Source organism: Undibacterium sp. GW821-FHT11B02, from assembly GCF_058808955.1.
Map to the genome: position 1 here is coordinate 13,414 of NZ_JBXASD010000012.1, position 14,561 is coordinate 27,974.

At 48.1% G+C, this 14,561-nt stretch carries 15 protein-coding genes and 1 tRNA gene; 12 read left to right on the plus strand and 4 right to left on the minus strand.

Annotated elements, in window-relative coordinates; translation table 11 throughout:
• The first annotated feature begins 201 nt into the window (after nucleotides 1-201).
• The 3 genes from AC1RVX_RS22925 (at nucleotide 202) to AC1RVX_RS22935 (ending at nucleotide 3,153) form a co-directional block, all read left to right on the plus strand.
• The gene (locus AC1RVX_RS22925; protein WP_493218904.1) at nucleotides 202-2,463 is read left to right on the plus strand and encodes a putative bifunctional diguanylate cyclase/phosphodiesterase; all 2,262 of its coding nucleotides are present in this window, start codon (nucleotides 202-204) and stop codon (nucleotides 2,461-2,463) included.
• 37 nt (nucleotides 2,464-2,500) lie between these two features.
• Nucleotides 2,501-2,965, plus strand: a complete 465-nt coding sequence (locus tag AC1RVX_RS22930) for a rhodanese-like domain-containing protein (RefSeq protein WP_493218905.1) — start codon at nucleotides 2,501-2,503, stop codon at nucleotides 2,963-2,965.
• A 98-nt stretch (nucleotides 2,966-3,063) separates the two neighbouring features.
• Nucleotides 3,064-3,153, plus strand: a tRNA-Ser gene (locus tag AC1RVX_RS22935).
• 349 nt (nucleotides 3,154-3,502) lie between these two features.
• Here the strand turns inward: AC1RVX_RS22935 and AC1RVX_RS22940 are convergent.
• Nucleotides 3,503-4,000 (minus strand): Lrp/AsnC family transcriptional regulator, encoded by a 498-nt coding sequence (locus AC1RVX_RS22940; protein ID WP_493218906.1) that lies wholly within the window; start codon nucleotides 3,998-4,000, stop codon nucleotides 3,503-3,505.
• A 227-nt stretch (nucleotides 4,001-4,227) separates the two neighbouring features.
• On the opposite strand from AC1RVX_RS22940, the gene AC1RVX_RS22945 reads away from it, so the two are divergent.
• Both AC1RVX_RS22945 and AC1RVX_RS22950 read left to right on the plus strand, forming a co-directional pair.
• A complete protein-coding gene (locus AC1RVX_RS22945; RefSeq protein ID WP_493218907.1) occupies nucleotides 4,228-5,259 on the plus strand; it encodes a histone deacetylase family protein in 1,032 nt (343 codons plus the stop codon).
• Nucleotides 5,260-5,272: 13 nt separating this feature from the next.
• On the plus strand, nucleotides 5,273-5,467 hold the full coding sequence (locus tag AC1RVX_RS22950; protein ID WP_493218908.1) for a hypothetical protein: 195 nt from the start codon (nucleotides 5,273-5,275) through the stop codon (nucleotides 5,465-5,467).
• A gap of 59 nt (nucleotides 5,468-5,526) precedes the next feature.
• Here AC1RVX_RS22950 and AC1RVX_RS22955 read toward each other — a convergent pair whose 3' ends face one another.
• Nucleotides 5,527-5,964, minus strand: a complete 438-nt coding sequence (locus AC1RVX_RS22955; protein WP_493218909.1) for a winged helix-turn-helix transcriptional regulator — start codon at nucleotides 5,962-5,964, stop codon at nucleotides 5,527-5,529.
• 252 nt (nucleotides 5,965-6,216) lie between these two features.
• Here AC1RVX_RS22955 and AC1RVX_RS22960 point away from each other — a divergent pair, with 252 nt between their 5' ends.
• Together AC1RVX_RS22960 and AC1RVX_RS22965 are read left to right on the plus strand one after the other, a co-directional pair.
• Nucleotides 6,217-6,882: a hypothetical protein gene (locus AC1RVX_RS22960; RefSeq protein WP_493218910.1), complete on the plus strand. Its 666-nt coding sequence runs from the start codon at nucleotides 6,217-6,219 to the stop codon at nucleotides 6,880-6,882.
• Nucleotides 6,883-7,287: 405 nt separating this feature from the next.
• Nucleotides 7,288-8,358 carry a hypothetical protein gene (locus AC1RVX_RS22965; protein WP_493218911.1) on the plus strand — a complete coding sequence of 357 codons (1,071 nt, stop codon included), beginning with the start codon at nucleotides 7,288-7,290 and terminating at the stop codon, nucleotides 8,356-8,358.
• A 25-nt stretch (nucleotides 8,359-8,383) separates the two neighbouring features.
• On the opposite strand, the gene AC1RVX_RS22970 is transcribed toward AC1RVX_RS22965, so the two are convergent.
• Entirely contained in the window at nucleotides 8,384-9,040 is a 657-nt protein-coding gene (locus AC1RVX_RS22970) for a hypothetical protein (protein WP_493218912.1), read from the minus strand.
• Nucleotides 9,041-9,129: 89 nt separating this feature from the next.
• Between AC1RVX_RS22970 and AC1RVX_RS22975 the strand changes: the two genes are divergently transcribed.
• Genes AC1RVX_RS22975 through AC1RVX_RS22995 form a run of 5 tightly spaced genes read left to right on the plus strand, consistent with a single transcriptional unit; the run spans nucleotide 9,130 to nucleotide 13,712 of the window.
• Nucleotides 9,130-10,068 carry an MBL fold metallo-hydrolase gene (locus AC1RVX_RS22975; RefSeq protein WP_493218913.1) on the plus strand — a complete coding sequence of 313 codons (939 nt, stop codon included), beginning with the start codon at nucleotides 9,130-9,132 and terminating at the stop codon, nucleotides 10,066-10,068.
• A gap of 24 nt (nucleotides 10,069-10,092) precedes the next feature.
• Nucleotides 10,093-10,440 carry an antibiotic biosynthesis monooxygenase family protein gene (locus AC1RVX_RS22980; RefSeq protein WP_493218914.1) on the plus strand — a complete coding sequence of 116 codons (348 nt, stop codon included), beginning with the start codon at nucleotides 10,093-10,095 and terminating at the stop codon, nucleotides 10,438-10,440.
• Nucleotides 10,441-10,449: 9 nt separating this feature from the next.
• Nucleotides 10,450-12,654, plus strand: a complete 2,205-nt coding sequence (locus AC1RVX_RS22985) for a xanthine dehydrogenase family protein molybdopterin-binding subunit (protein WP_493218915.1) — start codon at nucleotides 10,450-10,452, stop codon at nucleotides 12,652-12,654.
• Between the two features lie 21 nt (nucleotides 12,655-12,675).
• The gene (locus tag AC1RVX_RS22990; RefSeq protein WP_493218916.1) at nucleotides 12,676-13,125 is read left to right on the plus strand and encodes a (2Fe-2S)-binding protein; all 450 of its coding nucleotides are present in this window, start codon (nucleotides 12,676-12,678) and stop codon (nucleotides 13,123-13,125) included.
• Nucleotides 13,122-13,712, plus strand: coding sequence for a hypothetical protein (locus AC1RVX_RS22995; RefSeq protein ID WP_493218917.1), 591 nt, complete (start codon nucleotides 13,122-13,124; stop codon nucleotides 13,710-13,712). Before AC1RVX_RS22990 ends, AC1RVX_RS22995 begins: the two co-directional genes overlap by 4 nt.
• Before the next feature lie 109 nt (nucleotides 13,713-13,821).
• Here the strand turns inward: AC1RVX_RS22995 and AC1RVX_RS23000 are convergent, their stop codons facing one another.
• The gene (locus tag AC1RVX_RS23000) at nucleotides 13,822-14,529 is read right to left on the minus strand and encodes a TMEM175 family protein (protein ID WP_493218918.1); all 708 of its coding nucleotides are present in this window, start codon (nucleotides 14,527-14,529) and stop codon (nucleotides 13,822-13,824) included.
• Between the last annotated feature and the right edge of the window lie 32 nt (nucleotides 14,530-14,561).

Below are 14,561 nucleotides of genomic sequence, written 5' to 3' on the forward strand. Positions count from 1 at the left end.
CGTCATTTTCATAAATGAGATTGACTCTCATTTGCGATGTAGCTATCTTCACCTCACTTGCTTACCGGTTTACTCTTTCACCAGTTGCGTGAATTCTCATATGTGCTCTACCCGTCATATCCATTAATAACCATGTATGCCTATTTACGCCAACTTTTTACCAGGCCCCTGCTCTTCTCCATAGGGATCTTTTTGCTGGCCATGCTCACCAGTTTTTTACTCATACCTGAATTGAGTAGCTGGAATGTGAATGGCACGGCGTCTGCAAAATCCCTCTATGCCCCAGGCGTTGTCAGGCAAGACATACGACTCAATTATTTACTGAGCCTCATCTTTAGCGCCATGCTCGCTTATCTGGTCAGACTATTACTGGAAGCGCACGAGCAAAAACACAATCTTACAAAAACCATAGAAAAAAGAACCTATCAACTGGCCCAGCGTGAGGCAGAGTTACGCCGCGCCCAGTCAATTTCCAAAACAGGCAGCTGGATCTGCAGCCTGGATAATCAAGATATACGCTATACCGAAGAAGCCTGTCGCATCTGGGGAATAGACCCTGACAGTAAAATTACTTGCGCCACTGTCATGCAGCGAGTACACCCGAATGACCGAAAGCTCGTCAGCGATGCCTGGACTAAAGCCATGTCTGGCCAGGAGATGGAAATCGAACACAGGATTTTGGTCGACACTCAAACTCGCTGGCTATATATACAGATCAAACTGGAACGACAGGCAGACGGCACAGCCATCAATAGATACGGCACGGTACAAGACATTACCGAACGCAAACATGTAGAAGAAGATTTACGTATTGCCGCCATTGCCTTTGAAGGTCAGGAAGGCATGGTCATTACCGATGAACACAGGACCATATTGCGCGTCAATCAGGCATTCACCCGCATCACCGACTATAGTCGCGAAGAAGCCATAGGAAAACAAACCAGTCTGCTAAAGTCTGGCATGCACGGCAACAGCTTCTATGCAGAAATGAACGACTATCTTGAAAAGAGCGGCTACTGGCAAGGCGAAATCTGGAATCGGCGCAGGAATGGTGAAGTGTATCCTGAATGGTTGACTATCACCGCCGTCAAATCCAGCAGCGGTAAAGTCGTCAATTATGTCGCCACCATGCTGGACATTACACAAAGAAAAGCCACCGAAGCAAAGCTCGAACATCTCGCCTATCACGATGCCTTGACTGGCCTGGCGAATCGCCGGCTGCTGCTGGACAGGTTACAGCACACCTTGCTGAGCAAATCCCGTCTCAACCGCGTTGGTGCTTTACTGTTTCTAGATCTTGATAATTTCAAGACCATCAATGACACCATAGGACACGGCAAGGGCGATCTTTTACTGCAGGTTGTTGCCAAGCGACTGGCGCACAGTATCAGACAGGGAGACACGCTGGCACGTCAAGGTGGCGACGAATTTGTGTTATTGCTTGATGACCTCAGCGACAACATTCGCGAAGCAGCAATAGAAGCACAAATGATCGCCACCAAAATACTGTCTGACCTGCATCAACCGTATGACCTGGAACATCTTGAATATCACAGCAGTGCCAGCATCGGCATCACCCTGTTTGGAAAACAGAGTGACAAAGCAGAAGAACTGTTAAAGCAAGTTGAAGTCGCCATGTATGAGGCCAAAGCCAAGGGTGGCAACCTGTTCCGCTTCTTTGACCCAGATATGCTGGACATCGTCAACGCCCGTGCTTCCATGGAGGCTGATCTGCGTTCTGGGCTGGCACAAAACCAGTTTGTCCTGTTCTACCAGCCACAAGTTGACACGACCGGTAAAATTCTGGGTGCGGAAGCACTAATACGCTGGAAACATCCACAACGTGGGCTGGTGTCCCCTGCCGACTTTATTCCACTGGCAGAAGAATCCGGACTCATCATTCCCCTGGGCATTTGGATATTGAAAACCGCCTGTCAGAAACTGTTCGAATGGCAGCAAGATCCTGCTACATCGTCGCTGACACTCGCTGTCAATGTCAGTGCCCGGCAATTCAGGCAGATTGACTTTGTTGCACAAGTGCAGGAGGTCATCACACATGCAGGCATAGATGCCAGCAAATTAAAACTCGAATTGACCGAAAGCCTGTTGGTCGACAATATAGAAGAGACCATCGCCAGAATGAATCAACTGAAAACCCAAGGTGTGGGGTTTTCTCTTGACGATTTCGGGACCGGTTATTCTTCCTTGTCCTATCTAAGACGCCTGCCCCTGGATCAACTGAAAATCGATCAGTCTTTTGTGCGCGACATGCTCAACAACACCAATGATGCGGTCATTACCCGCACCATCATAGGACTGGGACAAAGCCTTGGACTAGCGGTGATTGCTGAAGGCGTGGAAACCAGGGAACAGCAAGACTTTTTGAAACAGCAAGGCTGTCAGGCATTTCAAGGTTATCTACATGGCAAGCCAGGTACAGATTTAATATACACTTATGGATGACGATTTTTTCATTCAGCAGTAACGCAAGGAGACCAACATGCCCGCCAATAACCACCTTCAGACAGCACGCCAGCGCGGCCACGACCAGGCGCTGGATTACGCTGGTGCAGTCACCCCGCAAGAAGCTTTCGAATTATTGCAAAACGACAGCAACGTCTTGCTGGTTGATGTACGCACCAACGCCGAACGCGACTGGGTAGGCCGTGTCAACATCAACCCGTCACAACACCAGACAGTGCAATGGAGCCTTTACCCCGGCGGCACCCCGAACCCGGATTTTATGCTCCAGTTGCAAGCTGCAGTACCAGACAAAACCAGTACTATCCTCTTCCTTTGCCGTTCTGGTGTACGTTCGCGCCATGCAGCCAAACTGGCAACAGAACATGGCTATGCCAACTGCTTTGACATCCTGCAAGGCTTTGAAGGTGATAAAGATGCCGATGGACACAGAAAAACAGTAGGCGGTTGGTGCCAGTTAGGCCTGCCATGGCTGGGGGCTTGAACCTTTTTCAACAAAAAAGAAAAAAGCTTCCATGTTGAATTTTATTTTGCTAGAATAGCGGACTTCGCTGTTACGGCAAATGACTGCGAATGTATGTAGGAGAGGTGGATGAGTGGTTTAAGTCACACGCCTGGAAAGCGTGCGTAGGTTTATCCCTACCGGGGGTTCGAATCCCCCCTTCTCCGCCAGGAACTAAGTAATAACGGGCCCTCGTGGCCCGTTATTCATTTCTACTCATCTTTGTTCGAGTATCGCGACTTCTGCAATCGGGCGTCTCGATAATTTGAGTGTTATGCGTAGGCCCGTCAGGTAGCCACCCCTAAAAAAAACCATCCACCTCAAATAATTCACTTCGAATGTTTTGATTTGCACGCGGCATTCCTCAGCCATTTAAGGTAACAGCCATCAGGTATCGACAGTGTCCAAAATCGAAGAAATTGTTCGACCAGCACGCTATTGCTTGCCTCGATCAACTCACGAATCTCTGCATTTGCTTAAATTTGATGGTTTGTGCAGCAATTCTTTAGCGGACCCTGATCATATTTTATCCACTTCATTTATTGGCAGTCGGCTTGATGATTTTATTTCGCGCATTGCCAGACTTGAATGGATCATGCTGATTCCAGGCACAATGCGCAGGACATTCTCTACAAAATCACTGTAAGCATCCAGGTTTTCCACCACGACTTGTAGCAGATAATCCGCTTCGCCCGTGACCTTATGGCACGACAAGACTTCTGGATGCTGCAGGATCACTTCTTCAAAATGCTTGATCGATACATCGGTGACAACCACAAAACGCACTTGAACGAAAGCCAGGACATCCAGGCCCAATTTGCGGCGATCCAGATTCGCCTGATAGCTTGTGATAAAACCTTCCTGTTCCAGTCGCTTCAGTCTCCGCCAGCAAGGTGTCACGCTTAACGAAACATGTTCAGCCAGCTTAGGATTAGATAGGTTGCCGTCTTGCTGCAAAAGACTCAGGATGGCTCGATCCGTATCGTCCAAGTCTACATACTGCTTTTTCCCGGTCATTTTTAAGTATCCCTTAGTTTGTCTTGCTTAGATCATACTTCTCGTCGGCACGTACAACAAAAAATAAATTACCTAAATAGAGACAAATTGGGTCGAATCGTTCTTTATCTTACTATTTCTTAGTCTATTGTTCCAATTACCTCCTATTTTACATAGTGATAAAGCACAGCAATTCCATCTCCTGAGCATCATAATAGTCCCTGCTTCTAACGCTCTGACAAACCAATATGCTCACCATTTATAGCGATAAACACCGGCTGCACCATGGCACCGAACTGAAAGATGGAGTCTTAAAACCATGCGTAGAAATGCCGGACCGCGCCGACACCGTGCTGGCGCGCGTACGTAGTGCCGGTCTGGGTGAGATCATGGCACCGCGCAACTATGCGTCATCCTCATATAGTCCAGTGCACAGTGCGCGCTACGTCAATTTTCTTGAAAATGCGTGGTCCAGATGGAGTGCCATCGGGCGTTCGCACGACGCCTTGCCGCTGATCTGGCCAGTGCGCGATTTACGTAGTGATATCGAGCCCGATCATATCGACGGTAAATTAGGCTTTTACGCGATGGATGCTGGAGTGCCAATCACTGCGGGCACATGGGAAGCAGTGCGCACCAGCGCCAATCTCGCCTTGACAGGCATGGAGGCGATCGCGGATGGCGCGTCCAGTGCTTTTGCCTTATGCCGTCCTCCTGGACACCACGCTGCGACGGAATACATGGGTGGCTATTGCTATCTGAATAATGCCGCCATCGCTGCACAAGGGCTGATTGCCAAAGGCGCTAAACGAGTCGCTGTGATTGATGTGGATTATCACCACGGCAATGGCACCCAAAGCATCTTTTATAATCGTGCCGACGTACTGTTTGTTTCGCTGCATGGCGATCCGAAAAGTTCTTACCCTTATTTTCTGGGTCATCAGGACGAGCAGGGACAGGGCGCAGGCATGGGCTTCAATCACAACTATCCACTACCCCACGGCACGGCCTGGGACACCTACAGCATCGCGTTAGCTGACGCTTGCAGCAAGCTCGTTGCCTATGCGCCGGATGCAATCGTAGTCTCGCTCGGTGTCGATACTTTTAAAGACGATCCCATCAGTCAGTTCAAGCTGGAAAACCACGATTACCTGCGCATGGGCGAAGCCATTGCTGGCATTGGCAAGCCCACCTTGTTTGTCATGGAAGGCGGCTACATGGTGGATGACATAGGCATCAATGCAGTCAACGTTTTGCTGGGTTTTGAAGGACGTTACTGACGACGCTTCAAACATGCCATATCGAATATCGGCACGGGTAGCCAACCATTTCCCCGGAGGTGTAATCGAACTGATGCCAGCATCAGGCAGCGAACTGTACGGATTCAAGTATGTGAATGGTCATCCTAAAAATACAGCACAGAACATGTTGACCGTCATGGCCTTCGGCGTGCAGACAGACGCCCCCCTTCTCCAACAGGAACAATGAAAAGCCCCCTTTTTCCTTTTTCGACAAGCTTCACTGACAATGCATTGCAAAGAGATTCTCTAGCTATGCTGTGCCCGGATTTTTCTCTTCAGCCCATGCTCAACAAAGACCTGTTCCGTCACCTCTGACTTTGAAACATCAGCCATTGCTGCTCCGTCAGCCTGTGCATGTCTAGCCTTGAATTCGGTACCCCACTTTGCCATCAGGCCAAGAATAGGTGCCAGAGTCTGACCATATTCAGAAAGGGAGTATTCCACTTTCAATGTCTTGCCGAGCGTTTCTATGCGAGTGACGATGCCATCATTCTCCAGTTCGCGTAATTGCTCGGTCAACACTTTGTGGGTTGCACCCTGGGTCAGGCGTTTTAACTGACCAAACCGAATCGGCCCATCTTTCAGGTAATACAGGACCAGTGTTTTCCACTTACCTGCAATAACGTCCGTTGTAGCTTTTACTGGGCAATCTTCCAGTCGCATTGGCAGTCTGACTATTTTCACAATGTTTCATCCTTCCACAACAGATAGAAATTCTAAAAAATTATAACGCTAGCCCAAAGCCACAGTGAGCATTTTGCAATCCCTGCATTCATGCGACATGGTACAGGGCATAGAAAACGTAGTGACGGGATTCAGTTTTCCCCATTGGCCCCTACAACACGCAGCGCATTGTCACTCTTTTTGATTTGTCACTACAAATAAATTAAGATGCTTACTGCTTTTATTCCGATCAGAAAACTTCCAGGAGCCTTCATGTTATTTGACATACGCAAGATATCTATTCATTCGCTCAAAGAATTTTTCAGCGAATACCTCATGATCGTCGTTGGAATATTGACTGCGCTAGGATTGGAACACGCAGCAAGCAATCACCAGCATCATGCGGCAGCAGAGATCTCCAAGCAGCAGCTCGCTGCAGAAATTAAGGCTAACCTGCAAGAGTTAATGCAGGCTGAACAAAAAAATTCCGAGCGAATGAAACCTCTGCTCAGTATCAGCACTGAACTTAAAAAAGATATTATCGCCAATTTGGATAGCAAAGAAATTAATCGGCTCCTGTTGGAAAAAATCAAAGGCAAGCTAGAGTTGGGCTTTGTTATCCCTACCCTGCGGCATGAAGCCTGGGATATGATTATCGCCAACCAGACCGCTACCTATATTGACGCTGACACCCTTAAAAGATTTTCAGCAGCGTATGCGGTGCAGCGCGATGTTACGGCACTGACCATACAAGGCGGCAGTTTCTTCAATGGCCCACGCGTCATTGACGCCATGACAGACCTGGAACTACAAAAAGTAGAACCAGTAGAATTTCTCAAAATATTACGTGAGATTATGGCAACCATGACAGCGACCCAAAACAATATCGCCGAAATTAAAAAACAGTTGGAAACTTCATTGCAAGACAAGCCTGCCTGACACAGGTACATCCCAAACCGTACTCTAGTGGACTGTAACAGTTAAACAGAGTACCTTCATCCTGCACGACGATCGTGGCTGCGAGAAAATGCTCGCGATAGTCCGACTATCGCCACGCTTATTTGTTGACCTTGTCTTGCCCTGATCGCCGGGCAAACCTCTTGCACTTCTGCTTCAACTGTCACCGTCCACCGGTTCTGTAATTTATAGCCAGTGTGAGTGGTAAATATCATCGACATTTATCACCCTGCAATATTTACAGCACTCTGAACATATTACTTTGCCCTCACGCCTCACTGCCAGTATGCACAAAAAAGTGCCTAATGGACTGCATGTCATGTCGCTACTAAAATCCCATCAAGGTCCGGCCAATTTTTCCATTTTCAATATGAAGGATAATCAACTATGGCATTGAGGAAGCACATTACCAGTACCGCCACGCAGTATCTGTTTATATTGGCCAGCACTGCTTGCATGGCACTGTTACTGGCCGCAAGTGCAGTTGCGGGCGGTTTAAGTGATCTGGGCAGAGTCGCAGACACACTCAAGGCAGCGGCGGGAAAAACTACAACAGCGAACAATGATAAGGGCAATGCCAGCAACACCGGCAACAACAGTGCATTGAATCTGGGCACCGCAGGTGAAAGTTATAGCGGCTTACCTGGAGAAGCAACAGTGACAGCGACGGCAGCCAGCAATTTTGCAGAAGCCAAACAAAAAACTATCAATTCAGTGCAGGATGGAGACCCGGTATATTTTCATGTTCGTTTGCCCCATCCATTAAAAGATTACGTATTCCGGACTTATTCAAACGACAGGATAGGCCTCATCCTTGCGGTAGGTCCAAAGGGCCAGCCTGACAAGCAGCATAATGCAGTAGCTCTGTTTTTGAATGATGCAGAAATGAATGCTACTGAATTACACCTCAATCTTTCCCCTGGCGAAGTCAGAAAGTCGGCCATGCTGGTATGGATGGAAACCGTCGGCGGTGGTAGCCCCGGCCGCTGGGAAAACGAAATTCGCCTGGTCGGTAAAAACAATACCTTCTTGGCAGTAGCGCCACTTACAGCAGAAGTCAGTAATGGTATGGACAAGTACCGCGTTATGATAAAGGAATATGGCAATCGTTTTATGGTAGGGGACCCATCGTCAAACGAAGCTCCAGCCAACATCCACCGACGAGATGCGCAGCTAAGTGAAGAAGTGACAAAACGGGCCAGTCAGTTATTAGGCAAGAAACCAGAAGCCATTTACTTTACTGATGATGGCTGGTCCGAACATCGTAACCAAATCGGTCAACTCGAATATCAAATCACGACTGCAACTGTGCTGACTCAGTTGAACAAAAAACCTTATTACCAAAATATCAGTGTCAAAAAATATTCCGTCAATGGTAGGCTAGAAATCGAATTTGACGGCAAGCCACGTGAGTTGACAATGGAAAATTACAAGCGCGCCATGGCAGAAGCACGTTAGGGTCCATGACAGTCAGCGAGTTCAATCAAAACAAATTTATGCTTGGAAAGTGTAATTTAATTGCCTGCTGTAATTTTTTAGCATAGTCAGCAGGCAATTTCATGTCGTGCCTTTCGCCATTGCGCTTTTCCAGTTGCAATTGCACATTCTTGGCAGTGGAAGGGATACCTGCATCTTGGGCGGGAACAAATTCCCCGTTCTTCACCTGATAACTAAAACGCATACTCCTCAACTCTTCTGGCTCGTCCAATACGGCGCTATTACGCAAGCGCCGCAAACGTAGCATGTCCTTTGCGTAATACAGTGCGGCAAAACCGAATACCACCATGGCAATGATACAAGCACCAACGGCCTTGTGCATGAGGTGACGCATAACCATAAATATCAGCCCCGTTACTGCGAATACTGCACCACAAAGAAAGGCCACAAAAACCTGCCTGATGTGCTTTATTTCTTGATTCAACAAGTTTTCTAAAAGATTGTCTTGCATATGCTGATCCTCTTTAGTGAGCTGCGAAAATTTTAGCGCTGATGATGAAGCAGTGACAGGTATTTTTCTTGCTAACTGTTGCAAAAAACAGGTTACAAAATTGTGCGTAATAGTCAATGCGTGACTTGCGTCATAGAATTCGAAGAGCACTATTTTCAACCCAGTTTGACCCAAGTTAGAAAAGTGATTCATTCATGCCATCCAATGTCCTGCCGAACAAGCATCTGACAATATCTGCCATCTTGGGAATAACATTCTCCATGCTGTTCACTGTCATTTGCATGATGAATTGTTCAAGCGGATTTGCTGCCGCAAAAACAGGAAAAGCGTATGAATTAAAACAAATAGGCGATGGTGTGTATTTTGTTTCTGACACTGCCTATAACACTATTTTTGTCGTCAGCGACAAAGGCGTGATCGTGGTTGATCCACTACCCACTTTGGGTAAAGCATACCTGCAAGCCATTGCCGAAGTCACGAGCTTGCCAGTCACACACATCATCTACAGCCATGAGCATCTGGATCATATTGGCGCTGCCAAGTTGTTTCCAGCCAGCGCTCATATCATTGCACAGGCAGAAACCAGGCGTAGCCTGGAGATGCTGCACGACCCGAGACGCCCGGTACCAGACATCAGTTTTGATCAGACTTATCGACTTCAGCTAGGCAATCAGGAAATAGAACTTTCCTACACAGGCCCAAACCATACGCCCGGTAATATCTTCATATATCTGCCACGTCAAAAAATACTGATGCTGGTGGACGTGGTGTATCCCGGTTATGCCCCCTACCCTGACCTTGGCGTCAGTACGGATATAGCTGGCACCATCACAGCCAACCAAAAGGCGCTGGACTATGATTTCAACATCTTTGTCGGGGGTCATGTAGACCATATCGGCAATAGAAAGGACGTAGAAACTTCATTGGCCTTTCTGAAAGCGCTTGAAGAAACTGCACGTCAGGTGCTAGTAGAAAAGACTTTTCCGGACTACCTCAAAACCACGGGTTTGGCGGCAACCAAAGGCGCCTGGTTTGCTCATGATGATTATGAAAAAGACCGGATCGATGCCTGCTACGACCGGCTTTTTCCAGTATGGGAAAAAAGTTTGCAGGGCCTGTCCAGATCGCTGAAATCCCACTGTTGGGCCATGTTGGTTGGTCTGGCCATTTCGCTGCCACCAGCCACTATCTTGCCATCTCCGCCTGAGAGTAGCAAATAACCCCGCACTCCATATTGAAATGCAATGCTCACTTCCAGATCAGAAAGCACACAAATGATTATTGAATACCTGCGCTATCAGTTGAAAGACGAGACACTATGTGACAATTTTGAACATGCTTACCTGCAAGCAATGGCGATATTGCGATTGTCTCCTCATTGTCTGGGTGTAGAAATATCGCAATGTCAGGATGCACTGACTGACTATATCGTGCGGATACAGTGGGATAGTGTCACTGGCCATATAGATGGTTTTCGCAAGAGCAAGGATTTCACGGCCTTTCTGACACTGGTGCGCCCTTATATCCCTTTCATGCCGGAAATGCGCCATTACCAGACGAAGTTTGGCAGCGAAATCGGCATAAATACTTGAGAGCCCCCCATGAAACTCAATAACACCAAACAAGTCAGTGAATTACCAAACCCATCCCGGCGCCATGTCATCAAGTTGTTGGCAAATGGTACTGGTGCGTTGGCGCTTGGCTTTAACTTACCTGCTCTGGCCGCCAACACGGCTGACGATTTACCATTACAAACAGCAAATCAGAAAGTCAGACTGGGTAGCTGGATCAGCATCACGCCGGATAATCAGGTCACTATCATGGTATCGCAGGCAGAAATTGGTCAAGGTATTAGTACCACTTTACCCGCCATTCTGGTCGATGAACTTGGTGCTGACTGGAACAATGTCAAGCTGGAAACTGCGGCCTTTGCCCCTGCATTTCGCAACCCCAAACTCAACTGGATGTTTACCGGCAATAGCGAAAGCACTCAGTCTTTCTATGACCTCATGCGCAAGACGGGTGCCACCGCGCGCGAAATGTTGCTGGCAGCCGCAGCCCAACGCTGGCATGTTCCTGTCAGTGAATGTAGCGCAGAAAACAGCCAGGTCATGCATACAGTCAGTGGTAAAAAATTGTCTTTCGGTGCGTTGGTTGCTGATGCAGAAAAATTGCCGGTCCCAACTGAGCCACACCTGAAGCCAATGCAGCAATTAAAACTACTGGGACATGCTTTACCAAGGGTTGACATACCGTCCAAGATTGATGGCAGCGCCGTGTTTGGCATAGACATGAGTGTGCCTGGCATGCTGCATGCAGCAGTCAGGATTTGCCCCTACCTGGGCGGCAAACTCAAGAGCATGGACGAAGCTGCCTTGAAGTCACAACCTGGCGTAATAACGTTGGTCCCCTTACCCAACGGTGTCGCGGTAGTTGCAACTTCTTATTGGCAGGCAAAAGCAGCATTGCTGGCACATCCGCCTGAATTTGAGGCGGCTTCAGGAAGTAATTTGAATTCTGTCCAGTTACGTCAACAATATACAAGTGCATTGCATAACGGCCCCTTCGCTACTGCATTAAAAGAAGGTGAAGTCCTGGAAATGCTTGCGCAGACAAAAAAACGTCTGTATGCAGAATATGAGAACCCTTTTGCTGCCCATGCCACCATGGAGCCGATGAACTGCCTCGCCCATGTGCAGGCTGACAAGTGCGAAATATGGGCACCAACGCAAGGGCAAGAATTCGCCCATGTTGCTCTCAAAAGTATTTTTCAATTAAAAGATGAACAGGTCATCGTTCACCGCACCACGGCCATCGGTGGCGGTTTTGGCAGACGACTATTGCCTGACTTTGTGATACAGGCAGCCCTGGTATCCAAAGCTGCCGGCAAGCCGGTCAAGCTATTGTGGGATAGGGAAGAGGATTTTGCCCACGATTATTACCGCCCCGCCAGCATGCTTGTCATGGAAGCAGCGATCGATCCTCAAGGCTACCCGTCAGCATTAATGATGAAACTGGTGTCACCTACCATCTTGTTGCCGGTCTTTCCGCCAATTGTTTCTATGCTCAAAGAAAAACATATCGATCCCAGTGCCATCGAAGGACTGACAGAAATACCCTATGGAATAGCAGCGAAACACCTGGATTTCCATTTATTGGAAACATCAATTCCCACTTCAGTCATGCGTACTACCGGTTATGGTCCCAATCTGTTTGCACTGGAGTGCTTTGTCGATGAGTTAGCACACTCTGCCAGGCAAGACCCTCTTGCGTATCGTCGGCATCTGTTACAAGATCAGCCGCGTGCATTGGCAGTGTTGGACAAAGTCGCTGCCATGAGTCAATGGTCTAGAAAAACAAATAAAAAAAATCGGGCAAAAGGTCTCGCCTTCGCTTCGGCCTTTGGTAGCCTGATTGCACAGGTGCTGGAACTGGAGGTTAAAGGAAATGACATCCATATACTGAACACCTGGCTAGCCGTAGACTGCGGTAAGGTACTTGATCCCGGCATTGCTGCTGCTGGCATCGAAGGTGGGGTTGTATTTGGTCTGGCTTACGCCAATACCGCTATCACCTTCAACCGGGGACGCACCGACCAGCATAACTTCAATGACTATGAGCTTCCCTATCTGGCCCAAACGCCGCACATTGAGGTTGAATTTATCAACAGTGGTGCGGCTTTGGGTGGCGTGGGCGAAGTTAGTCCGGTCACAGTCCCTCCGGCCTTGTCAAATGCCGTCTTCGCTGCCACCGGCAAGCGTATACGCAGGCTGCCCATCAAGCATCGTGGATTCAACCTCGCCTGATTTTTATCCAGAAAGACAAACATGAAACTTCAAGTCAACGGCCAGAAACACGATATTGATATTGATGGCAAGACGCCTCTGCTGTGGGCCATACGTGAATCACTGGGTTTAAGCGGTACCAAATTCGGTTGTGGTATTGCCGCTTGCGGTGCCTGCACCGTACATATCAATGGCAATGCCGTACGATCCTGCTCCTTACCTGTCGAAGCTGCACAGGGAACTGATATCACCACCATAGAAGGTTTATCGAAAGATCGCTCTCATCCTTTGCAGCAAGCCTGGATAGAAGTGCAGGTGCCACAATGCGGTTACTGCCAATCAGGCATGTTGATGGCCGCAGCAGCATTGATCAAGCAAATACCAGAGCCCAACGACCAACAAATCAATCAGGCAATAACCAACATCTGTCGCTGCGGTACTTATCATCGTGTGCGTATCGCCATTAAAAAAGCGACGGGGCAGGCAATATGAAAAACCTGCTCACATCAACCACCTCAGTATCGATGCTGGGTATTTTTCTATATACAATGTCTCCTTTGCATGTATATGCAGGCAATGACAACAATATCGCCTGGCAACAGGTAGAACAAGTTTTGATACATCCGCGATGTCTGAATTGTCATTCTGCTGGCGACAGCCCAAAGCAAGCCGACGACAGGCATGACCATCAATTCCGCGTTCTGAACGGGCATCAGGGCAAGGGTAACCCTGGCGCGCTGTGCATCGCTTGTCATCAAGATAGTAATCAGGCCGCCAGCGGTGTGCCAGGGGCAGCCAACTGGCAACATGCGCCCGCAAGCATGACGTGGGAAAGCAGTCCAGGTAAAGCGATGAAAGGTAAAGACCTGTGCCAGACTTTGCGCGCCCCTCAAAAAAATGGCGGCCGCGACCTGAACGCCCTGCTTGAACACCTGCGCACGGAACCGCTTGTACTATGGGCCTGGTCACCGGGCAGTAATGCCAAAGGTGAACCGAGAACTACACCAGTCATCAGCCATGAAGAATTCATTCATTTTGCAACATTGTGGGCTAAGGCTGGAGGGAAATGCCCTGCATAGCCCCCCATAAAAATACCACAAGCGTGCGATAAAAAAACAACTTAGCCGACTGTTTTCGTGAAACTCATTTCACAAGCTAAACCTGGTCAAACTTCAAATCGCCCTGATCTCATTCATGGTCCTTTGCATCTTCTGTAGCTATTGGCTGTTTCCTTTTTGCATGCCAGGAACCATTCCACCAATGAAGTGGGCCAAGCAGACAATACGTAAATCCAGCCCAAGTTCCCTGGTCATTTGTCAGTATCACTGCCAATACCGAAAGACTGCCAACTGCTATATTGATGATGTTGCCAACCATGTCGGTTCGCAGTTCATTGAGTTGTACAAAGTCCAGGGAAAATCTCTCACGCAAACGCCAGGCATGTTTGTGCATAAGAAGAAAAACGAAATTGACTGCAATGATCCCCACACCATAAATGGCCATCAACTGCCGGACTTCAGACACAGAGGAAAAATTGTCGCCTCCAGCTTTCCAAATCCAGGAATCAAACAAGCTGGAAAACAGAAACTTCAAAGGGTACACATATAACAGAATAACGAACAGCAAAGCTGTATTCAGGGAAATCATCCACAAATCAGTCAGCGGGAAACGCTTGAAAAATTTTCCGTGCTGGTACCACAATATCATCAACAAAACAAAGGCCACACCAAAGGCAATAAAACCATGCATAAGATGAAATAATTCATGCGCAGATTTTGGCACTTCCAACGACACAACAAGCAAGGTCACGGCAAACGCAAACACCGCATCACTGAAGCCTTCCAGTCGGTGTAAGGAGATAAAGCCTTGATGCTTTTGATGAAGAGTATCAGACACAATATTATCCTCAGTGTTTGTCAAGTCAGGCA

Coding starts and splice junctions, on each gene's coding strand:
- AC1RVX_RS22925 (WP_493218904.1), top strand. CDS start 202: ATGCTCACCAGTTTTTTACTCATACCTGAATTGAGTAGCTGGAATGTG.
- AC1RVX_RS22930 (WP_493218905.1), top strand. CDS start 2,501: ATGCCCGCCAATAACCACCTTCAGACAGCACGCCAGCGCGGCCACGAC.
- AC1RVX_RS22940 (WP_493218906.1), bottom strand. CDS start 4,000: ATGACCGGGAAAAAGCAGTATGTAGACTTGGACGATACGGATCGAGCC.
- AC1RVX_RS22945 (WP_493218907.1), top strand. CDS start 4,228: ATGCTCACCATTTATAGCGATAAACACCGGCTGCACCATGGCACCGAA.
- AC1RVX_RS22950 (WP_493218908.1), top strand. CDS start 5,273: ATGCCATATCGAATATCGGCACGGGTAGCCAACCATTTCCCCGGAGGT.
- AC1RVX_RS22960 (WP_493218910.1), top strand. CDS start 6,217: ATGTTATTTGACATACGCAAGATATCTATTCATTCGCTCAAAGAATTT.
- AC1RVX_RS22965 (WP_493218911.1), top strand. CDS start 7,288: ATGGCATTGAGGAAGCACATTACCAGTACCGCCACGCAGTATCTGTTT.
- AC1RVX_RS22970 (WP_493218912.1), bottom strand. CDS start 9,040: ATGAATCACTTTTCTAACTTGGGTCAAACTGGGTTGAAAATAGTGCTC.
- AC1RVX_RS22975 (WP_493218913.1), top strand. CDS start 9,130: ATGATGAATTGTTCAAGCGGATTTGCTGCCGCAAAAACAGGAAAAGCG.
- AC1RVX_RS22980 (WP_493218914.1), top strand. CDS start 10,093: ATGCTCACTTCCAGATCAGAAAGCACACAAATGATTATTGAATACCTG.
- AC1RVX_RS22985 (WP_493218915.1), top strand. CDS start 10,450: ATGAAACTCAATAACACCAAACAAGTCAGTGAATTACCAAACCCATCC.
- AC1RVX_RS22990 (WP_493218916.1), top strand. CDS start 12,676: ATGAAACTTCAAGTCAACGGCCAGAAACACGATATTGATATTGATGGC.
- AC1RVX_RS22995 (WP_493218917.1), top strand. CDS start 13,122: ATGAAAAACCTGCTCACATCAACCACCTCAGTATCGATGCTGGGTATT.